Genomic DNA, 22941 nt, shown 5'->3' with positions numbered 1-22941 from the left:
ACCCGATACGTATGGCCTGAGGACGTTTTCGTGCACAATCCCGCATTTCTCATCACGATTGATACAGAGGGCGATAACCTCTGGCAAAAACATGACAGCATCACCACCGAGAATGCGCGTTATCTCCCGCGTTTTCAGCAGCTTTGCGAAAAGTATGGCTTTAAACCGGTCTATTTGACCAATTATGAAATGGCCATCGATCCCTTTTATATCGAATTCGCCAGAGACGTGATTGCCCGCGGCACCGCGGAAGTCGGTATGCATCTGCATGCCTGGAACAGCCCGCCGACCGAGCCGCTGACCGCCGATGACTGGCGGCATAAGCCTTATCTCATTGAATATAGCGATGCCATGATGCGTGAGAAGGTCGACTATATGACGCGTCTGCTGGAGGACACCTTCCAGACCAAAATGGTTAGTCATCGCGCCGGGCGCTGGGCCTTTGACGAGCGCTATGCGCGTCTGCTGGTGGAGTACGGGTATCAGGTGGATTGCTCGGTGACCCCGCGGGTGAACTGGAAGACCGCAAAGGGGGCGCCGCAGGGCGATGGCGGGACCGATTATCGTCGCTTCCCGCAGCATGCCTATTTCCTCGATGAAAATGACATCAGCCGCGAGGGCCGCTCGCCGCTGCTGGAAGTGCCGATGAGCATTCAGTACAAGCACTCCGCGTGGATGAACAGCGTGAAGCAGGGCTACGACCGCCTGCGCGGCAAAGTGCGTTCCCCCTCCGTGCACTGGCTGCGTCCGATGGGCGGCAACGTGGAGACGATGAAAAAAGTCGTCGAACAAACGTTGACGCAGGGCAATGACTACGTGGAATATATGCTCCACTCTTCAGAATATATGCCCGGCGGCAGCCCCACGTTCCAGAATGAACGGGATATTGAGCGTTTATACGCTGACCTTGAAGCCTTTTTTAGCTGGCTGGCGCCGCAGGTGAAGGGCATGACGTTGGCAGAATATTACCAGCGGAAAATCACACAGCGCTAACACAGCTCAAGGTACCGTATGCGTATCCTTAAACAATTGACGCGGAAAAAGAACGCTTTTTTCCGCGGTATTAAATTTAATTTAATTAACTATCGATACAGAAATAAGCCGGCGCGCAAACCCTTCGACCCGGCCCCCGTGCGCCGCGTGCTGCTATTGCGCCTGGACGATAAAGTCGGCGATATGGTGGTGACCACCGGCTGCGCCAGAATACTGGCCGAAAGGGGATATCAGGTTTCGGTGTTAACCGGACCAATATGCTGCGAAATATTAGCCGGCTCAGAATTCATTGAGCAAGTATATTTATATCGACCACGCATGTCCTTAAATACGTTACGGGCGGCGGGTTTTGATGCGGTTATCGATTTTGATGACGTGACCAGCTATGAACGCTTTAAATTACTCGCCGATTTACGGGCGACCAGCGTGATTGGCTTTAATAAAGAGCCCTATAAACTTTACGATCATTCGATCGCTTTTTTTGACAGCAACAGCCATATTTCCCTGCGCTATCAACAGGTGGTGAAGCTTTTTGGCGTCGTTGACGACCAGCCATACGACTATCATCTCCCCGGCTGTCGCCATGAGCGGGAGAAAGTGGCGCGCTTGCTTTCCCAGGCCGGAGAGGTCGCACTGCGCATCGCCATTAACCCTTTTACCGCCTCTGAGGATAAAGACTTCTGTCGTCATCAGGTGGCGACCCTGGTCGAGCGGCTACATGCTCTGCCTTACCGGGTCTGTATCGTGATGGTGGGTCGCAGCGAGAAAATTCAGCAGCTGGGGCTGGATATGGCGCTGTACGTCGCCGACAGCACCATCAACTCCGCCGTGGAGGTGATTCGCAGCTGTGATTTAGTCATTACGCCGGACACCTCGATCGTGCATATCGCCCGCGCTTTCGATAAACCGATGGTGGCGGTCTATAACAAACGCAAACTCAAGGATACCGGGCTGCCCGGCTATCATATCTGGGCGCCGGGCTATGACAAAGCGAGGCAGATCGTTTGTGAAGAAGCGAATGTCGCCGATGTGGCGATTGAGTCGGTATGGCCGGTGATTAAAGAGCAGGCCGACCGGCTGGTCGCCGCCCGCAGTTAATAGAAAAGTGAATATAAAAAAGGGCCGTCAGCGGCCCTTTCTTGTTAACGCTTTTCCGCCAGCCCTTTGCTGAGCGCAATGCCCAGCGGCAGCCAGAACAGCACCCAGGTTTCCCGGGGGTTGCTGATGATAAACATCCCCTGCGAGGCCATAAATACCAGCGCGTAAAACAGGATCGCCAGACTGTAGCGGCTGTCGGAGCGGCGCTTGCGCCACGCCTGCCACAGTCCGCAGGCAATGACCGCCAGCAACAGCAGTAAACCCACGATGCCGCCTTTCAGCAGGGCGCCCATATATACACTGTGGGTGGTGGTGATGTGTTCGCCGCTGTAGTTGATGAAATCCAGTTCATAGCTGAAACCGCGTCCCAGCCAGGGCTGGCTGGCCATCTCCGACAGTGTATGGTGCCAGATGCTCAGGCGCAGTCCGCTTTGGGTGCCCAACTCTTCGAAACGGGCGAGCAGCATGTCGCCCACCGGCGTCATGACCAAAAGCAGAGCCACCAGCACGGCCAGCGCCGCGGCGATCAGCAGGTTGCGGCGGGTGAAGACGTGCAGGTGCAGCGTACAGCCGACCGCCAGCACCAGGGCGATGATCGGCCCGCGGCTTTGGGTCAGCAGCATCATCACCAGCATGATGGCCACTGGCAGATAGAGCCAGTGGCTGGCTTTTTCTTTCAGCAGCATACCGCAGATTAAGATGCCGATGCCGCAGTATCCGGCAAGGTCGATAACGTTTGTTGGCCCGGGGTTCTCGGGGGAGACCGCCCGCTCGGTGAGGACCAGGGTGTGGTCGAACATCAGCGTCCACAGCGAGAGCACGGTGATCCCGCCAACCACCGCCAGCATGGCCAGGCGGCGGGTTCGTTCGTCGCTGAGCAGCATCGCCATCAGCAACAGATAGCCCGTCAGGTACACGCCGTGGGTGATCGGCGAGTCGATATGCTGCGGCGTATGGCCCCACAGGTTACTGAGGGCGTAATAGATAAAGAAGACCGCCAGCAGCGCCCAGGTCTGCCACTGCTCGCGTAACACGCCGGCCAGCGCCTGGCGGTTTTCCGGGCGTACCAGCGAGAGCAAGAGCAGCAGGATCGATAAATGCAGCAGGTTATTGGTCCGGGTGGACATGCAAAAAATCGCGCTGAAAAATAAAAACAAAGGAAAAACAATCGAGTAACCCTGTCTGGCGTAGTTACTCATTTTTAAAGTACTCATTAAACGCAACCTTTTCGAAAATAGTGTCCGGCACAGCGCTTTCTGGTGAAAAATTAATGACCCGGATCTGGCGTTGCTGCAGTACCTGCGCGGCATGCGCAAAGGAGGGCATGACGAGGGTATCCACTTTTGTTGCCAGGTACGAAGGCAATTTTTCTTGTTGTGTTTCGTAGAATCGCGGCTGGTTGAAGTTAGTCATATCCAGACCGCTGACCAGGATAGTGTTGAAGCCCAGCCAGGCGAGGATCTGCAGCGCCCAGTAGACCACCGTGCCGGCATCAAAGACGCCCTGGCGAATATCGGTGCTAAAACAGATATCCGGGCGCTGGGGATGAAAGCACATCGCCGGATTCTGCTGGTAAGTGCGCTTTATCGCTTCGCTGGCGACTTTCGGCTGGTAAATCTTATAGCAACCGTCCTCAATCAACGCCAAACGGCAGCGCAGCGCGTCCGCATGGCGATCGACGATTTTGGCGATCCCATGCATGGTGGTGAACAGCAGAATGTCCGGCTGACTGACGATGGCGCGGATAATGTCCGGCTTCTTATCGAAAAACTCCATGTCGACGATGGTATAGAGCGAAAAGTGCAGTTGGTCGGCAAGATGCCAGGCGCCATTGACGCCCATCACCGGGATCGTTTTCGACAACAGGGAAAAATCGATATTGCGGGTCGAAGGGCCAGTGGCGGTCAGCAGGACTTCGCCTTGCATGCTGTTTTTCAGCGCGCTCAGGCTGACCAGCGGCACCGTTTTCCCTTTATAACGCAACGCGCTGATTTCGCCGCTCGGCGCGCGGGTGATGCGGGTAAAAGGCCACAGATTTTCATTGTGACGATAAGCGCGAGGGCGGGTGTAGCGATAGATCTGCTTAAACAGGGATCCCATCAGAGCAGCCCCTGATTTTGCAGAAGAAGATGAACCCGGCTGGCGGTAATATCGCCGGTGTTGGCGCTGTTTTCCGGCCGCACGATGTGCTGGTTTTTACCGTATCCGCCAATCAGCCCCGGATCGGTCGGGCCGTAGAGCGTGAAGTTCGGTTTATCCAGCGCGGCGGTCAGATGACTCAGGCCGGTATCGACCGAGACGACGGCCCGGGCGCTGGCCAGAACCTGCGCCACCTGCTCAAGGCTCAGGCGCGGCAGCACTTCAACATACTCCCGGCCTTCCGCCAGCCGCTTCGCCCGCGCCTCTTCGTGCGGGGCGCCCCACGGCAGCTTAATGCGGACGCCGCTGTCGGCCAGCAGATCGAGCAGTTCCTGCCAGCGGTTTTCCGGCCAGTGCTTATCGTCGCGGGTGGTGGCGTGCAGAAACACCAGATAGGGGGCGGCAGCGCTAGCCTCGTGCTGCAGGAAATGGCGCGCAATGGCGTAATCCCCCTGGGTTTGGGGTTTCGCGTAGCCGAGGCTTTTGGCGAACAGCTCGCGGGTACGCTCCACCGCGTGCTGCTGTTTCGCAATGTGGTGGCGGCGGTTGTAAAACAGGCTGGCCAGCGGCTCGCGGGCCGTTTGCCAGTCCATACCATGCTTGACGCCGTGCGCCAGACGGGTGACCAGCGCAGCGCTTTTCACCAGCCCCTGGGCGTCGATAATGGCGTCATACTTGACCGCCTGGACGGCCTCGCGAAAGGCTTTACGCTCCGCTTTGATCGGCGCGGAGAACCAGGCTTTACGCCAGCGGCGGATCGCCACCGGGATCACCCGCTCGACGCTGTCATGCCAGGAGGGGATCTGCGCGAAGCCTTCTTCCACAACCCAGTCGAAGCGGATGCCGGGGATGGCCTGCGCGGCGTCGGTCAGCGCGGGCAGCGTGTGCAGCACGTCGCCCATCGATGAGGTTTTTACAATCAATACCCGCATCCGCTACGCTTCCTCGTGCCCGGTTTTTTCCGTCAGCAATTCGTTCAGCTCTTGCAGGACGCGCTCTGGCGTAATGTCGATCAGGCTCTGATGATAACCTTCCGCGGCATCGCCTTTGCGCACCTTGTGGTAGCCGGTAATCAGGCGGATCACGCGCGCTTTATGCGACAGCGGCGGGGTAAAGTCCGGACTGCTCGGGCCATACAGCGCCACCAGCGGGCGGTCCAGCGCCGCGGCGACGTGCATCAGCCCCGAATCGTTAGTCACCACCGCTTTACAGGCGGCAATCAGGATCACCGCCTGCTCCAGCTGGGTTTCACCCGCCAGATTCCGGCACCAGGCCTGCTGCTCGCTGCTGAGGGCGGCGATGATCTCTTTGCCGGCCTCGTTATCTTTTGCCGAGCCAAATAGCGCAATCTGATAACCATCGTCGATGAGCTTTTTCGCCAGCGCAGCATAGTGATAGTGCGGCCAGCGTTTTGCCGGGCCGAACTCCGCGCCGGGGCAAAAGCCGATGATCGGCCGATCGTTGGACAGGTTAAAGGCGCTGCAGGCCTGCGACTTTTCCCCTTCGTTGACCTGCAGCTGCGGCCATAGCAGCGGCTGCGGCAGATCTTTGGCGCAGCGCATCACGCCGTTGTCGTAGGCCAGCGCCACGTAGCGTTCCACCATCAGCGGCCAGGCGTCTTTGTCCAGCACCCGGGCGTCGTTGAGCAGGCCGTAGCGCATCTCGCCGCGCCAGCCGGTGCGCAGCGGGATGTTGGCGAAGAAGGGGACTAATGCCGATTTAAACGAGTTTGGCAGCACGTAAGCGCGATCGTAGCGACGCTCGCGCAGGCTGTGGCCGAGCTTGCGGCGTTCGCCGATAGCCAGCGCGCCGTGGCCCAGCGGCATCGGGATCGCTTCGTTCACTTCCGGCATGCGCGATAACAACGGACGACACCAGGCTGGCGCCATCACGTCGATAATCGCCTGGGGATAGCGCGCCCTGAGCGTACGATAAAGACTTTGCGACATCATCATGTCGCCCACCCAAGACGGGCCTACCACCAGAATTTTCATGTTATCTCTTACGCATCCCGATTCAGCCAGGCCATATACTCCGTTACGCCTTCGGCAACGGTTTTGAACGGTTTGTCATAGCCCGCTTTACGCAGGTTAGTCAGATCCGCCTGGGTGAACGCCTGGTAGCGGCCTTTCAGTTTGTCCGGGAATGGGATGTACTCGATGCTGCCTTTTTTGTGGTACGCCAGGGTCGCGTCGGCGACGGCCTGGAAGGATTCCGCGCGGCCAGTGCCGAGGTTGAAGATGCCGGAAACGCCGTTTTCCCAGAACCACAGGTTGACGTCAGCCACGTCGCCGACGTAGACGAAGTCGCGCTTGAAGCCGTCGCTGCCTTCGAACAGTTTCGGACTTTCGCCATTATTCAGCTGGGTGTTGAGGTGGAAAGCGACGCTCGCCATGCTGCCTTTGTGGCCTTCGCGCGGCCCGTAGACGTTGAAGTAGCGGAAGCCGACGATCTGCGAATTGGCTTCCGGCAGGATCTGACGAACGTATTCATCGAACAGGAATTTGGAGTAGCCGTAGACGTTTAGCGGCTGCTCATACTCGCGAGACTCGATGAAATCGCTGGTGCGCCCACCGTAGGTGGCCGCCGAAGAGGCGTACAGGAACGGAATTTCGCGCTCCAGGCAGTAGTGCAGCAGCTCTTTGGAGTACTGATAGTTGTTGTCCATCATGTACTTGCCGTCCCACTCCGTGGTGGAAGAGCACGCGCCTTCGTGGAAGATTGCGTCAATGTCGCCGAACTCTTCGCCTGCCATAATCTGGATCAGAAAGTCTTCTTTATCCATGTAGTCAGCGATGTTCAGGTCAACCAGGTTCACAAACTTGGTGCCGTCTTTCAGATTGTCGACAACCAGAATGTCGGTAATGCCCTTGTCATTCAGCGCTTTAACGATGTTGCTGCCGATAAAGCCTGCGCCGCCGGTTACGATGATCATAACTGTACCTTTGAAGTTGAGAGCCCGGAGACAATCCGGACATGAATGCTCATATCATATCACCACATGAGCAAGCCTACAGCCATTCGCAGAATAAGGTGCTGGGCTGACGTGATTTATGCTGCAAATAATTCATTCAGGCATGCATCATCTCGTATCAGCGTATAGCTTTGGGTAATATGTGCCAAATTTTGCCGAATCTGGAGAGTTGCAATGCGTGGTGATTTCTACAAACAGTTAACTAGCAATCTGGAGACCGCTCGGGCCGAAGGCTTGTTTAAAGAAGAGCGCATCATCACCTCGGCGCAGCAGGCGGACATTACCGTCGGCGACAGCCACGTGATTAACTTCTGCGCCAATAACTATCTGGGTCTGGCCAACCACCCGGCGCTGATCGACGCGGCGAAATCCGGTATGGACAGCCACGGCTTCGGGATGGCCTCGGTACGCTTCATCTGCGGCACCCAGGATACGCACAAGCAGCTGGAGAAGAAGCTGGCGGATTTCCTCGGTATGGAAGACGCAATCCTCTACTCCTCCTGCTTCGACGCCAACGGCGGCCTGTTTGAAACGCTGCTCGGCCCGGAAGACGCCATTATCTCCGACGCCCTGAACCATGCCTCGATCATCGACGGCGTGCGCCTGTGTAAAGCGAAGCGCTTCCGCTATGCCAACAACGATATGCAGGAACTGGAAGCGCGTCTGAAAGAAGCCCGCGACGCTGGCGCGCGTCACGTGCTGATCGCCACCGACGGCGTCTTCTCGATGGACGGCGTGATCGCCAACCTGAAAGGCGTTTGCGACCTGGCGGATAAATACGATGCGCTGGTGATGGTCGATGACTCCCACGCCGTCGGCTTCGTCGGCGAAAACGGTCGCGGCTCCCACGAATACTGCGATGTGATGGGGCGCGTCGACATCATCACCGGCACGCTGGGTAAAGCGCTGGGCGGCGCCTCCGGCGGCTACACCGCCGCACGCAAAGAGGTGGTCGAGTGGCTGCGCCAGCGTTCCCGTCCGTATCTGTTCTCCAACTCTCTGGCGCCGGCCATCGTGGCCGCCTCCATCAAAGTGCTGGAGATGGTCGAAGAGGGCGCAGACCTGCGCGATCGCCTGTGGGCCAACGCGCGTCTGTTCCGTGAAAAAATGACTGCGGCAGGCTTCACCCTGGCGGGCGCCGACCACGCCATCATTCCGGTGATGCTGGGTGAAGCGGTGGTGGCGCAGAACTTTGCCCGCGAACTGCAGAAAGAAGGGATCTATGTCACCGGCTTCTTCTATCCGGTGGTACCGAAAGGCCAGGCGCGTATTCGCACCCAGATGTCGGCGGCGCATACCCCTGAACAAATTGAGCGTGCGGTGGAAGCCTTTACCCGCATCGGCAAACAACTGGGCGTCATCGCCTAATAAGGGTGTGAGATGAAAGCGTTATCCAAACTGAAAGCGGAAGAAGGCATCTGGATGACCGACGTACCGGAACCGGAAGTCGGCCATAACGATCTGCTGATTAAAATCCGCAAGACCGCCATTTGCGGGACCGACGTGCACATCTACAACTGGGATGAGTGGTCGCAGAAGACCATTCCGGTACCGATGGTGGTCGGGCACGAATATGTCGGCGAAGTGGTGGGGATTGGCCAGGAAGTGCGCGGCTTTAAGATTGGCGACCGCGTCTCCGGCGAAGGGCATATCACCTGCGGCCACTGCCGTAACTGCCGCGCAGGCCGTACCCACCTGTGCCGCAACACCATCGGCGTGGGCGTCAACCGCCCGGGCTGCTTTGCCGAGTATCTGGTGATCCCGGCCTTTAACGCCTTTAAAATTCCCGACAATATCTCTGATGACCTGGCGTCCATCTTCGACCCATTCGGCAACGCCGTGCACACCGCGCTCTCCTTCGATCTGGTGGGGGAAGACGTGCTGGTCTCCGGCGCCGGTCCGATCGGCGTGATGGCGGCGGCGGTGGCGAAACACGTCGGCGCGCGTAACGTGGTGATCACTGACGTTAACGAGTACCGTCTCGAGCTGGCGCGCAAAATGGGCGTCACCCGCGCGGTGAACGTGGCGAAAGAGAACCTCAACGACGTGATGGCCGAGCTGGGGATGACCGAAGGTTTCGACGTGGGTCTGGAGATGTCCGGCGCGCCGCCGGCGTTCCGCAGCATGCTGGATACCATGAACCACGGCGGCCGTATCGCGATGCTGGGTATCCCGCCGTCGGATATGTCCATCGACTGGACCAAGGTCATCTTCAAGGGGCTGTTTATCAAAGGGATCTATGGTCGCGAAATGTTCGAAACCTGGTACAAGATGGCGGCGCTGATCCAGTCTGGCCTGGATCTTTCGCCGATCATCACCCACCGCTTCGGCATTGACGACTTCCAGAAGGGCTTTGACGCCATGCGCTCCGGTCAGTCCGGTAAAGTGGTTCTGAGCTGGGAATAACGCCTCCGGTCTGTTGTAAACATCAGCAAAAAAGGCGCCTGCGGGCGCCTTAATTTAGATTTGGATAACATTTTTAGCCTGCTTAATATCAAGCGCACAATTTCTACATCGATTTTACGGTTATTCGCTTATACAGTGTGTTTAGTCGCGGTTTAACTTTGAAACGATCATGCTTAAACTCTCCGTATGCTTACTGACCTGTAACTCTGCACGTCTGCTCATGGAGGTGCTGCCCCCGCTGCTGAAGGTGGCTGATGAGTGTATTGTCGTCGACTCCGGTAGCACCGACGAAACGGTCTCTATTTGTCAGCAGTTTGGTCTCACCGTCCATCACCATGCCTATAAAGCCCACGGCGCGCAGATGAACTATGCCATCGGGCTGGCCAGCCATGACTGGGTGCTGTGCATGGACAGCGATGAAATTCTTGATAACGACGTCGTGGCGGCCATTCAGGCGTTAAAAGCGGGGGAGGAGCCTGACCCAGCCTGCGCCTGGCGTTTGCCGCGCTACTGGTTTGTCCTCGGCACGCAGGTGCGGACGATCTACCCCATTTCCTCGCCGGATTACCCGGTGCGCCTCTTTAACCGCCAGCAGGCGCGGTTTAACGACCGGCCGGTGGATGACCAGGTGGTCGGACACGCGCGCTCCGTCAGGCTGCCGGGCTTTGTACGCCATGACACCTTTTATTCGCTGCATGAAGTGTTTAATAAGCTGAACAGCTATACCACCCGGCTGGTGAAGCACCAGCAGATCACACCTTCGCTGACGCGGGGGATCGTCAGCGCCATTGGCGCTTTCTTTAAGTGGTATCTGTTCAGCGGGGCGTGGCGCTATGGCAAAGTCGGCGTGGTCACCGGCCTGTACGCCACGTTTTACAGCTTTCTCAAATATTTTAAGGCGTGGTACGCCCACGAAGATAACCAGGCGCCCGTCGCGCAAAAGCGAACGGACCCCTGAGTGGTCTAGCTGCCGGGATTGTCCCAGCCCTGCCATTTGAGGCGATAGTACTGGACCAGCGCGCTCTGGCTGATGCTGTCGCTGAGGATAGTGAAGAAGCGGCTGGCGTTCACGGGCTCCAGCGGGCGCTTCGGCTTGCAATACTTCACGCCGTGGAACGGATTACGCGGCTTCTGCTGCTGCGGCGGCGTTTGTTGCGCGGGCGGCTGAGCGTAGTTTGGCGTCGAGTTGTCGACCTGCGGCTCGTTGAGCAGGCTGCTCGGGCGCACCAGCGTGATATCCGGCGGCAGGTTATAGACCATCTGCTGCAGCACCCGCACCGTCGTCGGATGCGGATGGCCAATGGCTATCGCCGAACCGTTACGCCGCGCCAGGGCAATGGCGCGGTTGAACTGAGTGCGGATATCGGCTTCATTCTGCGTATCGTCCAGAAACACCTTACGCTTAATCACCTTCACCCCGGTGCCCTGCGCGGCGCGCATGGCCTGGGTATTGCCGATGGTCACGCTGTCGAGAAAATAGATATTGTAGCGCTCCAGGGCCTGCATCACCTTCTGCATGCCAAACAGGTTGGAGGTCATCGCGCTGCCCATATGGTTATTCAGCCCGACGGCGTAGGGGACTTTGCCATAGGCCTCGCGGATGATGCGCTCGATCTCCTCGCTGCTCATTTCGGGACGCAGGGTGTCTTTTTCCAGCGGCTGTTTGCTGAGCGGCGCCATCGGCAGGTGGATGAGCACTTCATGGCCCAGATTATGCGCTTTCGTGGCCATTTCCCGGGCGTGCGGCGCGTTCGGCAGCACGGCGACGGAGATAGTGGACGGCAGCGCCAGCACCTGATTTTCGGTCTGCGGGCGGTAGCCAAAATCGTCAATAACGATGGAGAGTTTGCCAGCGAACGCTGGCGCCGCCAGAGCCAGCGAACCGGCTACGGCAAGAGCAATTGCGCGAAATTGAAGCAAAACTTATCTTCCCAACCACGGCTGTGGATTGACCGCCTGACCCTGGCGGCGAATTTCGAAATAGAGCGACGGACGGCCCTGACCGCCGCTGCTGCCTACGAGCGCGATAGGCTGACCGGCACGCACCTGCGTACCGACGCTGACCAGCGCGCTTTGGTTATAGCCATACAGGCTCATGTCGCCTTTGCCATGCTCGACCACCACCACCAGACCATAGCCCTGCAGCCAGTCGGCCAGAATGACCCGACCATCGGCAATCGCTCTGACTTCGGTGCCTTCAGACGCGGCGATAACCATCCCTTTCCAACGTAGTTCACCTTGCAGCTGTTCGCCATATCGATGAAGGAGCGGACCGCGAACCGGCCAGAACGCCTGACCGCGCGGCGAGCCCAGCCCACCGGTGCGTGACATCAGCGAACGCTCGCTTTCCGTTGGTTTATAGGTGGTGCCTTTGCGCGATGCTTCCTGCTGGCGGTCGCGCACCGCCTGCGCATCGCGAGCTTCCCGATCGGCACGGGCTTTGGCGGCAGCCTCCGCCTGGGCGATACGACCGCGTAGGCGCGATTCGTTAGCCCGCAATTCACTTAACTGTTGCTGACCCCGCTGAATGGAGGACTCCAGGCCGGAAAGGGTCTTTTTCCGTTCGTTACGCGCCTGCTCCAGCTTCGCCTGCTGGGCTTTTTGCTCGTAGACCAGCGTCTGCTGCTGGCTCTGCTTCTCTTCGAGCATCGACTTTTGCACCGCCATCTCTTCGCGCGTTTTCTTCAGTTCCGCGATGGTTTCCTGGCGGGCCTGGTTGAAATAGCTGAAATAGACCTGCATCCGCTGATTGCGCTGACCCTCTTCACCGCTCAGCACCATCTGGATGCCGGTATGCGGCCCCTGGCGGAACGCCGCGTCAAGCTGCGCGGCGAGGTTACGCTCCTGAGACGCGCGCTGGCGCTCCAGCTTCGCGAGAGAAGCGTTCATCTCGTCAATCTGCTTATTGAGCTGGTTCAGGCTGTCCTGGGTTTCGCGCAGTTTGCGGGCCGCGGCGGCGATCGCCTCTTCCTGCGCTTTGAGCTGAGCGAGCAGGCTTGCGCGCTGCTGCTGCTGTTGCTTAATCGCCCGCTGCCTGGCGGCGATGTCGGCCTGGATGGACTTTAGCTGATCGCGATCGTCGGCGTGCGCAGATGACGCGCACAGTAATACGCCAGCGCTGAGCGCGCTGGCGTAAAGGACGGATCGAACTGCCGTTGCGATCCATGTAGTTGAATACGTCGCCTTTCCCCTCATGGGGAAGGATTATTCCACGATGAACAGCGGCTTGCCAGTCATCTCTTGCGGGATTTCCATTCCCATCAGCGACAGCATGGTCGGGGCGATGTCTGAAAGTTTGCCGCCATTGACCGCTTTGACCGCTTTGTTACCGACGTAGATCAGCGGAACCGGCAGGTTAGTGTGGGCGGTGTGCGCCTGACCGGTGGCCGGGTCGCGCATCTGTTCGGCGTTACCGTGGTCGGCGGTGATCAGCAGCTGGCCGCCAACGGATTCCACCGCCTGCGCCACCTGATCGATACAGTGATCCAGCGCTTCAACGGCTTTCACTGCCGCTTCCATCACGCCGGTATGGCCAACCATATCGCCGTTCGGGTAGTTACAGATGATAGTGTCGTACTGGCCGCCTTTGATGGCCGCGACCAGTTTTTCGGTCAGCTCGGCGGAGCTCATTTCCGGCTGCAGATCGTAGGTCGCCACTTTCGGCGAGTTAATCAGAATCCGCTCTTCGCCTTTGAACGGCTCTTCTACGCCGCCGTTGAAGAAGAAGGTGACGTGGGCGTATTTCTCGGTTTCGGAGATGCGCAGCTGGGTTTTATCGTGCTTCGCCATCCACTCGCCGAAGGTATTGGCCAGCGAGGCGGGCGGGTAGGCGCAGGCCACTTTGATGTCGGCGGCATATTCGGTGAGCATCACGAAGTCGAGGTTAACCACTTTCTTACGCGCAAAGCCGTCGAAGTCGGCGTTGACGAAGGCGCGGGTGATTTCGCGTGCGCGGTCAGCACGGAAGTTCATGAAGATCAGCGCATCGCCATCTTCCATCGCGGCGTCGGCCTGGCCGGCGGCGCGGATCACGGTCGCTTTCACGAACTCGTCGTTTTCGTCACGGGCGTAGGCAGCCTGCAGGCCGGCGACGGCGGTATCGGCCTGGAATTCGCCTTTCGCCAGCGTCATCAGATCGTAAGCCTGCTCAACGCGATCCCAGCGGTTATCGCGGTCCATGGCGTAGTAGCGGCCAATGAGCGACGCGATGCGGCCCTTGCCCAGCGCGGCAAATTTGGCTTCGAATTTTGCCAGCGTTTTTTCCGCGCTGCGCGGTGGGGTGTCACGACCGTCGAGGAAAGCGTGCAGGTAGATCTTCTCAGCGCCGCGCTCTGCCGCCAGCTCCACCATCGCCATGATGTGATCCTCATGGCTGTGAACGCCGCCCGGAGACATCAGACCCATGATATGTACCGCTTTACCCGCGGCAACCGCTTTATCGACCGCGGCGGTCAGTACCGGGTTGGCGAAGAAGGTGCGTTCTTTAATTTCCACATCGAGACGGGTCAGGTCCTGATAGACGATACGACCGGCGCCCAGGTTGACGTGGCCCACTTCGGAGTTCCCCATCTGACGGTCCGGCAGGCCAACTTCCAGGCCGGATGCATCGATCAGGGTATGCGGACGTTTGGCCCACAGGGCGTCCATTACCGGCGTTTTAGCGCTGTAAATGGCGTTATCCTGTTGGTCTTCGCGATAGCCGTAGCCATCCAGAATCACCAGTACCATAGGTTTTTTAGTAACCGACATTGCGACAACCTCATGCTCAAAGACAGAAATTTTGCGTAATTTTACTACAGCTGAATCGTTTAAATCCCCGTGAAAGATCAAAGAAAGGGAGCGGCCGGGCCGCGGCGCGTCAGCGAGAACGGCTTTTTTTCGCCGCCGCCCGCAGAAAATACATTACATCGCGCTCACTGGCTGTAATTGCCGCAAGGCACAGGTATACTCCTTTCCTGGTTTTTTTCTCACTTAGTCGGGAGTTGTAACCCCCCATGCAAGAAATTATGCAATTCATCGGCCGTCACCCTGTTCTGAGCATCGCGTGGATCGCGCTGCTGGGGGCGGTGCTGTTCACCACCTTCAAGGGCCTGATGTCGAAAGTTAAAGTCATCACCCGTGGTGAAGCGACGCGTCTTATCAATAAAGAAGACGCGGTGGTGGTCGACCTGCGTCAGCGTGACGATTTCCGTAAAGGCCATATTGCCGGCGCCATCAACCTGCTGCCCAGCGATATCAAAGCGAATAACGTCGGCGAGTTGGAAAAACACAAATCGCAACCCATTATTGTGGTAGACGGTTCCGGCATGCAGGCGCAAGAGCCAGCCAGCGCGCTGAACAAAGCCGGGTTTGAAAAAGTCTTTGTACTGAAAGAGGGCATTGCTGGCTGGAGCGGCGAAAACCTCCCTCTGGTACGCGGCAAATAACTTACCTCGCGTGGTGATGCCGCCGCGTTTTCCCCTCCGCGCCTGACGTGAGGGGAACACAGGCTGCGGCGTAAAACCCTCAGGGTAATAACAGGAGTGAAGTCATGGCCAATATTGAGATCTACACCAAAGCGACCTGCCCGTTCTGCATCCGCGCGAAAGCGCTGCTGAACAGCAAAGGCGTAACGTTCCATGAGTTGCCGATCGATGGCGATGCCGCGAAGCGTGAGGAGATGATCCAGCGCAGCGGACGGACGACGGTTCCGCAGATTTTTATTGATGCGCAGCACATTGGCGGCTGTGACGACTTGTATGCGCTTGATTCACGTGGTGGACTTGATCCCCTCTTGCGCTAATTTTTGCGCGCTTTCCCTGCCGGAAGCGCGTATTTAAGGACAACACGAAAGGGTTTTACTATGTCAGAACAAAACAGCACCGAAATGACCTTCCAGATCCAGCGTATCTATACCAAAGATATCTCTTTTGAAGCGCCGAACGCGCCGCAAGTTTTCCAGAAAGACTGGCAGCCGGAAGTTAAACTTGATCTGGATACCGCCTCCACCCAGCTGGCTGAAGGCGTTTATGAAGTGGTGCTGCGTGTAACCGTGACCGCCGCGCTGGGCGAAGAGACCGCGTTCCTCTGCGAAGTACAGCAGGGCGGTATTTTCTCCATCGACGGCATTGAAGGCACCCAGATGGCGCACTGCCTTGGCGCATACTGCCCGAACATTCTGTTCCCGTACGCGCGCGAGTGCATCACCAGCCTGGTTTCCCGCGGTACCTTCCCGCAACTTAACCTTGCGCCAGTGAACTTCGATGCGCTGTTTATGAACTATCTGCAGCAGCAGGCTGGCGAAGGTGCAGAACAACATCAGGATGCCTGATGAACGCACTTAATGCTGCAATGACTGTGATCGGTGCCGGCTCTTACGGCACCGCTCTTGCCATCACCCTGGCAAGAAATGGCCACCACGTTGTGCTCTGGGGCCATGACCCGAAACATATCGCGACGCTGCAACACGATCGCTGCAACGCCGCGTTCCTTCCCGATGTGCCTTTCCCGGATACGCTGCATCTTGAAAGCGACCTGGCCACCGCCCTGGCCGCCAGCCGCGATATTTTGGTGGTGGTGCCAAGCCATGTGTTTGGTCAGGTGTTACGCCAGATTAAACCGCTGATGCGTCCTGACGCGCGTCTGGTATGGGCGACCAAAGGTCTCGAGGCCGAAACTGGTCGTCTGCTGCAGGATGTGGCGCGTGAAGCGCTGGGCGATGATATCCCGCTGGCGGTGATCTCCGGGCCAACCTTCGCCAAAGAGCTGGCCGCCGGCCTACCGACGGCGATTTCGCTGGCGGCGACGGATCCGCAGTTTGCCGAGGATCTGCAGCACCTGCTGCACTGCGGCAAGAGCTTCCGCGTCTACATCAACCCGGACTTTATTGGCGTCCAGCTCGGCGGCGCGGTGAAAAACGTCATCGCCATCGGAGCGGGGATGTCGGACGGCATCGGCTTCGGCGCCAATGCGCGGACGGCGCTGATTACCCGTGGCCTGGTGGAAATGTCTCGCCTTGGCGCGGCGCTGGGCGCCGACCCGGAAACCTTTATGGGCATGGCCGGTCTCGGTGACCTGGTGCTCACCTGCACCGACAACCAGTCCCGTAACCGTCGCTTCGGCATGATGCTCGGCCAGGGGATGGACGTGCAAAGCGCCCAGGAAAAGATTGGCCAGGTGGTTGAAGGCTACCGCAATACCAAGGAAGTTCGCGTTCTGGCACAGCGTTTAGGTGTCGAAATGCCAATAACCGAGGAAATTTATCAGGTATTGTATTGCGGAAAAATTGCGCGCGAGGCAGCATTGACCTTATTGGGTCGCGCCCGCAAGGACGAGCGCAGCAGCAATTAGCTTTCCTTTGTCACCTGAATGACCCTGCCAGCGCAGAACTGGCAGGTCATTACCATATCGCCTGGAGTATGCAATGCCGTGTGAAGAACTGGATATCGTCTGGAATAATATTAAAGCCGAAGCCCGGGCTCTGGCGGACTGTGAGCCAATGCTCGCCAGTTTTTACCACGCAACGCTACTCAAGCATGAAAATCTGGGCAGCGCGCTGAGCTATATGCTGGCCAACAAGCTGGCTTCCCCGATTATGCCGGCTATCGCCATTCGCGAAGTGGTGGAAGAAGCCTACGCCGCCGACCCGGAAATGATCGCCTCGGCGGCCTGCGATATTCAGGCGGTGCGCACGCGTGACCCGGCGGTGGATAAATACTCGACGCCGTTGCTCTATCTGAAGGGTTTCCATGCCCTGCAGGCCTATCGTATCGGCCACTGGCTGTGGACTCAGGGCCGGCGTGCGCTGGCGATTTTCCTGCAAAACCAGGTGTCCGTCTCTTTCCAGGTGGATATCCACCCGGCGGCGAAAATCGGCCGCGGGATTATGCTCGACCACGCCACCGGTATTGTGGTTGGCGAAACGGCGGTGATTGAGGATGACGTCTCTATTCTGCAGTCGGTCACCCTTGGCGGTACTGGTAAAACCAGCGGCGACCGTCACCCGAAAATTCGCGAAGGCGTGATGATTGGCGCCGGGGCGAAAATCCTCGGCAATATCGAAGTCGGGCGTGGGGCGAAGATTGGCGCCGGTTCGGTGGTATTGCAGCCGGTTCCGCCGCACACCACCGCCGCAGGCGTGCCGGCGCGTATCGTCGGCAAGCCGGAGAGCGACAAGCCGGCGATGGATATGGATCAGCATTTCAACGGCATCCACCACACTTTCGAGTACGGCGACGGGATTTAACGTCTTGCCCGGTGGCGCTGCGCTTACCGGGCCTACGATCTCTCCCCGCCCAGCATGTCGCCCGGATAAGGCGCGGTGCGCCGCCATCCGGGAAGGGGTCAGTTAGCTGCGCAGCACGGCGCCTGGATACCCCAGCTGCCGCCAGGCCTCGTACACCACCACCGACACCGCGTTTGACAGGTTCATGCTGCGGCTGTCCGGCATCATCGGAATCCGAATTTTCTGCTCCGGCGGCAGGGCATCAAGGATGCTGGCCGGCAGACCGCGGGTTTCCGGACCAAACATCAAGAAATCGCCATCCTGATAGCTCACCGCGCTGTGCGCCGGCGTACCTTTGGTGGTCAGGGCGAACAGACGCTGCGGCTGCGCGCTGGCGATAAACGCCGCGTAATCGGCGTGGCGCTGCACGGCGGTGAACTCGTGATAGTCCAGTCCGGCGCGTCTCAGGCGCTTATCGTCCCAGGTGAAGCCCATGGGCTCAATGATATGCAGACTGAAGCCCGTGTTGGCGCACAGGCGGATAATATTCCCGGTGTTCGGCGGGATCTCTGGTTCGAATAACACGATGTTCAGCATACTGCCCCCTTAATTGCGGGGGGCAGAATAGCAGATATTTGGTCAACCCTCACCCCGCCCCTCTCCCTGAGGGGGAGGGCCGGGGGAGAGCAAAACGGCGCAGCTTATGCCGCGTTATGCTGCTTCAGCGCATCGAAGGTCTGCAGCGCCTCCGCGTTCTGCACCAGCGAATCACGGCTAATGTCCGCGATGGTTTTTGCGCCGGTCAGGGTCATCGCCACTTTCATTTCTTTTTCGATCAGGTTCAGCAGATTCGCCACGCCCTGCTTACCGTGGGTCGCCAGGGCGTACAGGTAAGCGCGGCCCAGCAGTACGCTGTCGGCGCCCAGGGCGATCATGCGCACGACGTCGAGACCGTTGCGGATGCCGCTGTCGGCGAGAATGGTAATGTCGCCTTTCACCGCGTCGGCAATCGCCGGCAGGGCGCGGGCGGAGGAGAGCACGCCGTCAAGCTGGCGGCCGCCGTGGTTGGAGACCACAATGCCGTCGGCGCCGAAGCGCACCGCGTCGCGGGCGTCCTCCGGGTCGAGGATCCCTTTGATCACCATCGGTCCGTCCCAGAAATCACGGATCCACTCGAGGTCTTTCCATGAAATCGACGGATCGAAGTTATTCGCCAGCCAGCCGATGTAATCCTCCAGGCCGGTCGGTTGGCCGAGATAGGCGGAGATATTCCCCAGATCGTGCGGACGGCCGTTGAGGCCAACGTCCCATGCCCACTGCGGATGGGTGACCGCCTGCCAGTAGCGGCGCAGGGCGGCGTTCGGGCCGCTCATGCCGGAATGGGCGTCGCGGTAGCGGGCGCCGGGAGTCGGCATATCGACGGTAAAGACCAGCGTTGAACAACCCGCCGCCTTCGCGCGCTCCAGCGCATTGCGCATAAAGCCGCGGTCGCGCAGAACATACAGCTGGAACCACATCGGCCGCTTGATGGTCGGGGCGACCTCTTCGATCGGACAGACGGAAACGGTGGAGAGGGTAAACGGAATGCCTTTGTCATCCGCTGCGCCGGCGGCCTGCACTTCGCCGCGGCGGGCGTACATTCCGCACAACCCCACCGGCGCCAGCGCCGTCGGCATCGCCAGCTTCTCGTTGAAGAGGGTGGTCTCGAGGCTCAGATCCGACATATTGCGCAGAATACGCTGGCGCAGCGCCACGTCGGAAAGGTCCTCGACGTTGCGGCGCAGGGTATGTTCGGCGTAAGCCCCGCCGTCGATATAGTGGAACAGGAACGGCGGCAGGATACGCTGGGCGGCGGCGCGATAGTCGCTGGCGGCGGAAATAATCATCACGAATTCTCCCTGGAATTATCAATAGCATCGCCGGGCAGGCGGGTAATTCGCGCCTGGCGGGCCTGGTCTTCATCAAAACGTTTAATGGTGGCGTGGACAAAACCTAAGTGGGCCATCATCGCCTGGCGCGCCGCCTCGGCGTCGCCGGCGACAATCGCCTCCATGACGGCCTGGTGCTGTTCGGTCAGGCGGGCAAAAACCGGCGGCACCAGATACATCCGCTGACGGCTCTGCTTGACGGAGGAGTGCAGCAGGTCGAAAAAGCCGCGCATGGTTTGCAGGAGCACCACGTTATGCGAGGCTTCGGCGATGGCCAGATGAAAGCGGACGTCCGCCTGCGAGGCGATATCCGGGTCTTCGCTCTGGGTCGCTTCAAAGCACAGGCGTATTTTTTCTTTATCGGCGTCGGTGGCCCGCATCGCCGCGTGCCACGCGGTGCTGGCTTCGATGGCGTGGCGGGCCTCGAGGATGTCGAAGCTGTAGTCAGGGTCATCGGCCAGCAGCGTCTTCAGCGGCTGGATGATGTTTTGCTCCGACCACGGCTCATGCTGAAAGCGGACGAAAGTGCCGCCGCCGCGACGGCTCAGCAGCACCCCTTCATTGACCAGCATCGCCAGCGCTTCGCGCAGGGAATTGCGCGAGACGCCGAGCTGAGCGGCGAGCTGGCGCTCGGCGGGCAGTCGCATGCCCGCCTCCAGCTGTTGTTCTTCAATCAGCGCCCGGACGCGACGCGCCACGTCGTCGGCCAGGCGTTTAGGCATCACTATCACGGTATCATCCAGGTTAAAACGTAGGCCTGCAGCGTAGTGATCAGACCCACCATGCAGGTGAAGATCAGGCTGTGTTTGACGGTAAAGCGGAACAGATCCGACTCTTTACCCACCAGGCCTACCGCGGCGCAGGCGATGGCGATCGACTGCGGGGAAATCATCTTGCCGGTGACGCCGCCGGTGGTATTGGCTGCGACCAGCAGGATATCGGAGACGCCAATCTGCTGCGCCGCCGTTGCCTGCAGCGCGGCGAACAGGGCGTTAGACGAGGTGTCCGAACCGGTCAGGAATACCCCCAGCCAGCCCAGGAACGGCGAGAAGAAGGTAAACGCGTGGCCGGTATGGGCCAGCGCCAGGGCCAGGGTCGACGACAGCCCGGAGTAGTTGGAGATAAAGGCGAACGCCAGCACCATGCCGATAGAGTAGATCGGCAGCGCCAGGTCCTTCAGCGTTCCGGCGAAGGTGGTCAGCGCGTCTTTCGGCTTCATGCGCAGCCAGACGATGGACAGCAGGGCGGCGAACAGAATGGCGGTGCCGGTTGCCGACAGCCAGTCAAACTTATAGATGGCGGCGTAAGGCGTCGCGGCGCTGACCACCGGCGGCATGCGGGCGACCATTTTGTCGAGGAACGGCACCGAAATATTGATGACGAAGTCATACATCGCGCCGCCCGGTGCGAACAGCGCTTTGAACGGCGGCACGCTCCACAGGGTCACGGTGGCGGTCAGGAACAGGAACGGCGACCAGGCGCGGATCACTTGTCCCGCGGTGTAGCGCGTGCGGGCCAGCGTCATATCCACCTGCGAGGCGCCGATATCGCCAAAGCGGAAGATGCGCGCCGGCTGCCATCGTTTGAGGAACAGGGTCAGGCAGACCAGGGAGACCAGCGATGAGATGATGTCCGGCAGCTCCGGGCCAAGGAAGTTAGAGCTGAGGTACTGGGCGATAGCGAACGAGCCGCCTGCGACCATCACCGCCGGCCAGGTCTCTTTGATGCCCCGCCAGCCGTCCATAATCGCCATGATCCAGAACAGCACGATAATGGTCAGGAACGGCAGCTGGCGACCCACCATCTGGCCGATGGCGAAGCTGTCGATACCGGTCACCTGACCGGCCACCAGGATCGGGATGCCCATCGCGCCGAAGGCCACCGGCGCGGTGTTGACGATCAGGCACAGGCCTGCGGCATACAGCGGGTTAAACCCGAGGCCGACCAGCAGCGCCGCGGTAATCGCCACCGGCGCGCCAAATCCCGCCGCCCCTTCGAGAAAGGCGCCGAACGAGAAGCCGACGATCAGCATCTGCAGGCGCTGGTCAGGCGTAATCGACAGGATCGACGAGCGGATAATGTCGAACTGTCCGGTCTTCACCGAGATTTTATAGACGAAGACTGCGGCAATAATAATCCAGGCGATGGGCCACAGCCCGTAGAAGAAGCCATACACCACCGAGGCCAGGGCGCGGTCCACCGGCATTTTATAGAACAACAATGCGACGGCCAGGGCGATCGCAACGGTCCAGGTAGCGGCGAGATAGCCTTTCAGTTTGAGCTTTATCAGCGCAAAAAAGAAAAACAGAATCGGTAGCGATGCGATAAGACTGGATAACCAGATATTACCGGCGGGATCGTAGTTTTGTTGCCAGAGATTCATGCAGGGTCTCCATCGGGCCGCCAGGACGGGTGGGCTGAGTCTGCGCTCTTTGCCGACCCGTCGTAGGTAAAATTGGCCCGGCCAATTAGGGATAGCAGGGTTGATGACAACGAATGGTTAACCAGATGTTATTCTTAGGCAACGGGTTTGTGATGTATTTTGATGGATTTGTGAACTGCCGGGGGGTAGATAAAATTATTGGTTGGACCAATCGGCCGGGCAGGGAACGAAAAAGGGGGGTAGGACAGAATAACCCTCTCCGAACGGAGAGGGCTGGGGATCAGAATTCGCTGCGGGCGAAACCGGTCATCTCTTTCAGGCCCATTTCCCGGCCCAGGGCGGTCATCGGATGGACGACCACCAGGCCGCGGACGCTTTTCTTCAGCTTGCCCATATCGGCCTGCTCTTTTTTGGTAATCGCGCGGCGGAACGGCAGGCTCATCAGCTTCTGCGCCTCTTTGCTCAGCTTCTGGCTCTGGACGGAACGCAGACGTTCAATCTCCGTTTCCAGAGTGGCTTTTTCTTTCTCCAGCTCCGCGTATTTATCGGCGGCTTCCACCAGCGACAGCTCGGCCTGCTGGTGGCGGATGGCGTCGAGACGATCGCTCAGACGTTTGATTTCATTCTTTTCGACTTCTTTCATGGTGATTTGATCTGTTAATAAAGGGGCTTCATTCGCCTATAGTATGTGCCGTGACCGCTATTGTTGATAGCTATTTATCAAAAATACGCCGTTTATCGCCGTCAGAATACGATACCTTAATCTGCTAATAATTTGAATTTTATAATTATTCCTTCCGATACCCGCGCTAATTTC

Annotated in this window: 23 protein-coding genes; 10 read left to right on the top strand and 13 right to left on the bottom strand. The window is 58.8% G+C overall.

Translation table 11 applies throughout. The annotated features are described in order from the left end of the window. Window positions 1-30: 30 nt before the first annotated feature. Both QLG03_RS08395 and QLG03_RS08390 read left to right on the top strand, forming a co-directional pair. On the top strand, window positions 31-993 hold the full coding sequence (locus QLG03_RS08395; protein WP_023291361.1) for a polysaccharide deacetylase family protein: 963 nt from the start codon (window positions 31-33) through the stop codon (window positions 991-993). Window positions 994-1011: 18 nt separating this feature from the next. Then, a complete protein-coding gene (locus QLG03_RS08390; protein WP_032454363.1) occupies window positions 1012-2091 on the top strand; it encodes a glycosyltransferase family 9 protein in 1080 nt (359 codons plus the stop codon). 44 nt (window positions 2092-2135) lie between these two features. On the opposite strand, the gene QLG03_RS08385 is transcribed toward QLG03_RS08390, so the two are convergent. The 5 genes from QLG03_RS08385 to rfaD are packed head-to-tail and all read right to left on the bottom strand — an operon-like array spanning window position 2136 to window position 7165. Continuing rightward, a complete protein-coding gene (locus QLG03_RS08385; RefSeq protein WP_032429018.1) occupies window positions 2136-3305 on the bottom strand; it encodes an O-antigen ligase family protein in 1170 nt (389 codons plus the stop codon). Continuing rightward, window positions 3283-4191, bottom strand: a complete 909-nt coding sequence (locus QLG03_RS08380) for a sugar glycosyltransferase (protein ID WP_087824950.1) — start codon at window positions 4189-4191, stop codon at window positions 3283-3285. The genes QLG03_RS08385 and QLG03_RS08380 overlap by 23 nt, the downstream gene beginning before the upstream one ends. After that, window positions 4191-5162, bottom strand: coding sequence for a lipopolysaccharide heptosyltransferase RfaC (rfaC, locus tag QLG03_RS08375; protein WP_110237997.1), 972 nt, complete (start codon window positions 5160-5162; stop codon window positions 4191-4193). Before rfaC ends, QLG03_RS08380 begins: the two co-directional genes overlap by 1 nt. Window positions 5163-5165: 3 nt before the next feature. Beyond that, a complete protein-coding gene (rfaF, locus tag QLG03_RS08370; protein ID WP_044525043.1) occupies window positions 5166-6224 on the bottom strand; it encodes an ADP-heptose--LPS heptosyltransferase RfaF in 1059 nt (352 codons plus the stop codon). An 8-nt stretch (window positions 6225-6232) separates the two neighbouring features. Further along, window positions 6233-7165 (bottom strand): ADP-glyceromanno-heptose 6-epimerase, encoded by a 933-nt coding sequence (gene rfaD / locus QLG03_RS08365; RefSeq protein ID WP_023291355.1) that lies wholly within the window; start codon window positions 7163-7165, stop codon window positions 6233-6235. Between the two features lie 213 nt (window positions 7166-7378). Here rfaD and kbl point away from each other — a divergent pair, with 213 nt between their 5' ends. From kbl to QLG03_RS08350, 3 genes are all read left to right on the top strand, one after another. Then, a complete protein-coding gene (gene kbl, locus QLG03_RS08360; RefSeq protein ID WP_017900044.1) occupies window positions 7379-8572 on the top strand; it encodes a glycine C-acetyltransferase in 1194 nt (397 codons plus the stop codon). Between the two features lie 12 nt (window positions 8573-8584). Next, on the top strand, window positions 8585-9610 hold the full coding sequence (gene tdh, locus QLG03_RS08355) for an L-threonine 3-dehydrogenase (protein WP_004205051.1): 1026 nt from the start codon (window positions 8585-8587) through the stop codon (window positions 9608-9610). Window positions 9611-9779: 169 nt separating this feature from the next. Next, complete coding sequence (locus QLG03_RS08350; protein WP_023291354.1) at window positions 9780-10568, top strand: glycosyltransferase family 2 protein; 789 nt, start codon at window positions 9780-9782, stop codon at window positions 10566-10568. A 5-nt stretch (window positions 10569-10573) separates the two neighbouring features. Here QLG03_RS08350 and QLG03_RS08345 read toward each other — a convergent pair whose 3' ends face one another. From QLG03_RS08345 to gpmM, 3 genes are read right to left on the bottom strand one after another with little or no spacing between them, the layout of a single operon-like run. Beyond that, window positions 10574-11530 (bottom strand): divergent polysaccharide deacetylase family protein, encoded by a 957-nt coding sequence (locus tag QLG03_RS08345; RefSeq protein ID WP_282473617.1) that lies wholly within the window; start codon window positions 11528-11530, stop codon window positions 10574-10576. Window positions 11531-11533: 3 nt separating this feature from the next. Beyond that, a complete protein-coding gene (envC, locus tag QLG03_RS08340) occupies window positions 11534-12805 on the bottom strand; it encodes a murein hydrolase activator EnvC (RefSeq protein WP_023291352.1) in 1272 nt (423 codons plus the stop codon). A 9-nt stretch (window positions 12806-12814) separates the two neighbouring features. Continuing rightward, window positions 12815-14359, bottom strand: coding sequence for a 2,3-bisphosphoglycerate-independent phosphoglycerate mutase (gene gpmM / locus QLG03_RS08335; protein ID WP_023291351.1), 1545 nt, complete (start codon window positions 14357-14359; stop codon window positions 12815-12817). A gap of 245 nt (window positions 14360-14604) precedes the next feature. Between gpmM and QLG03_RS08330 the strand changes: the two genes are divergently transcribed. The 5 genes from QLG03_RS08330 (at window position 14605) to cysE (ending at window position 17834) form a co-directional block, all read left to right on the top strand. Then, entirely contained in the window at window positions 14605-15036 is a 432-nt protein-coding gene (locus QLG03_RS08330) for a rhodanese-like domain-containing protein (RefSeq protein WP_023291350.1), read from the top strand. A 104-nt stretch (window positions 15037-15140) separates the two neighbouring features. Next, window positions 15141-15392, top strand: a complete 252-nt coding sequence (gene grxC, locus QLG03_RS08325) for a glutaredoxin 3 (protein ID WP_002922429.1) — start codon at window positions 15141-15143, stop codon at window positions 15390-15392. 60 nt (window positions 15393-15452) lie between these two features. Beyond that, a complete protein-coding gene (gene secB, locus QLG03_RS08320) occupies window positions 15453-15920 on the top strand; it encodes a protein-export chaperone SecB (protein WP_002922428.1) in 468 nt (155 codons plus the stop codon). Beyond that, entirely contained in the window at window positions 15920-16939 is a 1020-nt protein-coding gene (gene gpsA, locus QLG03_RS08315; protein ID WP_004205045.1) for an NAD(P)H-dependent glycerol-3-phosphate dehydrogenase, read from the top strand. The genes secB and gpsA overlap by 1 nt, the downstream gene beginning before the upstream one ends. Before the next feature lie 73 nt (window positions 16940-17012). Continuing rightward, window positions 17013-17834: a serine O-acetyltransferase gene (gene cysE / locus QLG03_RS08310; RefSeq protein WP_002922426.1), complete on the top strand. Its 822-nt coding sequence runs from the start codon at window positions 17013-17015 to the stop codon at window positions 17832-17834. A gap of 102 nt (window positions 17835-17936) precedes the next feature. Here the strand turns inward: cysE and trmL are convergent, their stop codons facing one another. The 5 genes from trmL to QLG03_RS08285 form a co-directional block, all read right to left on the bottom strand. Next, a complete protein-coding gene (gene trmL / locus QLG03_RS08305; RefSeq protein WP_023291348.1) occupies window positions 17937-18410 on the bottom strand; it encodes a tRNA (uridine(34)/cytosine(34)/5-carboxymethylaminomethyluridine(34)-2'-O)-methyltransferase TrmL in 474 nt (157 codons plus the stop codon). Window positions 18411-18514: 104 nt separating this feature from the next. Next, complete coding sequence (gene lldD, locus QLG03_RS08300; RefSeq protein ID WP_004205042.1) at window positions 18515-19699, bottom strand: FMN-dependent L-lactate dehydrogenase LldD; 1185 nt, start codon at window positions 19697-19699, stop codon at window positions 18515-18517. Then, on the bottom strand, window positions 19699-20472 hold the full coding sequence (gene lldR, locus QLG03_RS08295) for a transcriptional regulator LldR (protein WP_117136600.1): 774 nt from the start codon (window positions 20470-20472) through the stop codon (window positions 19699-19701). Before lldR ends, lldD begins: the two co-directional genes overlap by 1 nt. Continuing rightward, the gene (lldP, locus tag QLG03_RS08290) at window positions 20469-22124 is read right to left on the bottom strand and encodes an L-lactate permease (RefSeq protein ID WP_023291347.1); all 1656 of its coding nucleotides are present in this window, start codon (window positions 22122-22124) and stop codon (window positions 20469-20471) included. Before lldP ends, lldR begins: the two co-directional genes overlap by 4 nt. A gap of 280 nt (window positions 22125-22404) precedes the next feature. Then, window positions 22405-22767, bottom strand: coding sequence for a YibL family ribosome-associated protein (locus tag QLG03_RS08285; RefSeq protein ID WP_002922410.1), 363 nt, complete (start codon window positions 22765-22767; stop codon window positions 22405-22407). Between the last annotated feature and the right edge of the window lie 174 nt (window positions 22768-22941).

Source organism: Klebsiella sp. V115_8 (genome assembly GCF_029967715.1).
Taxonomy (GTDB): Bacteria; Pseudomonadota; Gammaproteobacteria; order Enterobacterales; family Enterobacteriaceae; genus Klebsiella; species Klebsiella quasipneumoniae.
This window is presented reverse-complemented; position numbering and strand designations above follow the sequence as displayed.

Bases quoted from the DNA above. Each gene is read 5' to 3' on its own strand.
- gpsA (WP_004205045.1), top strand. From the start codon at position 15,920: ATGAACGCACTTAATGCTGCAATGACTGTGATCGGTGCCGGCTCTTAC.
- rfaF (WP_044525043.1), bottom strand. From the start codon at position 6,224: ATGAAAATTCTGGTGGTAGGCCCGTCTTGGGTGGGCGACATGATGATG.
- rfaC (WP_110237997.1), bottom strand. From the start codon at position 5,162: ATGCGGGTATTGATTGTAAAAACCTCATCGATGGGCGACGTGCTGCAC.
- tdh (WP_004205051.1), top strand. From the start codon at position 8,585: ATGAAAGCGTTATCCAAACTGAAAGCGGAAGAAGGCATCTGGATGACC.
- QLG03_RS08285 (WP_002922410.1), bottom strand. From the start codon at position 22,767: ATGAAAGAAGTCGAAAAGAATGAAATCAAACGTCTGAGCGATCGTCTC.
- QLG03_RS08350 (WP_023291354.1), top strand. From the start codon at position 9,780: ATGCTTAAACTCTCCGTATGCTTACTGACCTGTAACTCTGCACGTCTG.
- envC (WP_023291352.1), bottom strand. From the start codon at position 12,805: ATGAGGGGAAAGGCGACGTATTCAACTACATGGATCGCAACGGCAGTT.
- rfaD (WP_023291355.1), bottom strand. From the start codon at position 7,165: ATGATCATCGTAACCGGCGGCGCAGGCTTTATCGGCAGCAACATCGTT.
- QLG03_RS08385 (WP_032429018.1), bottom strand. From the start codon at position 3,305: ATGAGTACTTTAAAAATGAGTAACTACGCCAGACAGGGTTACTCGATT.
- lldD (WP_004205042.1), bottom strand. From the start codon at position 19,699: ATGATTATTTCCGCCGCCAGCGACTATCGCGCCGCCGCCCAGCGTATC.
- gpmM (WP_023291351.1), bottom strand. From the start codon at position 14,359: ATGTCGGTTACTAAAAAACCTATGGTACTGGTGATTCTGGATGGCTAC.
- QLG03_RS08330 (WP_023291350.1), top strand. From the start codon at position 14,605: ATGCAAGAAATTATGCAATTCATCGGCCGTCACCCTGTTCTGAGCATC.
- cysE (WP_002922426.1), top strand. From the start codon at position 17,013: ATGCCGTGTGAAGAACTGGATATCGTCTGGAATAATATTAAAGCCGAA.
- trmL (WP_023291348.1), bottom strand. From the start codon at position 18,410: ATGCTGAACATCGTGTTATTCGAACCAGAGATCCCGCCGAACACCGGG.
- QLG03_RS08380 (WP_087824950.1), bottom strand. From the start codon at position 4,191: ATGGGATCCCTGTTTAAGCAGATCTATCGCTACACCCGCCCTCGCGCT.
- QLG03_RS08390 (WP_032454363.1), top strand. From the start codon at position 1,012: ATGCGTATCCTTAAACAATTGACGCGGAAAAAGAACGCTTTTTTCCGC.
- lldP (WP_023291347.1), bottom strand. From the start codon at position 22,124: ATGAATCTCTGGCAACAAAACTACGATCCCGCCGGTAATATCTGGTTA.
- kbl (WP_017900044.1), top strand. From the start codon at position 7,379: ATGCGTGGTGATTTCTACAAACAGTTAACTAGCAATCTGGAGACCGCT.
- grxC (WP_002922429.1), top strand. From the start codon at position 15,141: ATGGCCAATATTGAGATCTACACCAAAGCGACCTGCCCGTTCTGCATC.
- secB (WP_002922428.1), top strand. From the start codon at position 15,453: ATGTCAGAACAAAACAGCACCGAAATGACCTTCCAGATCCAGCGTATC.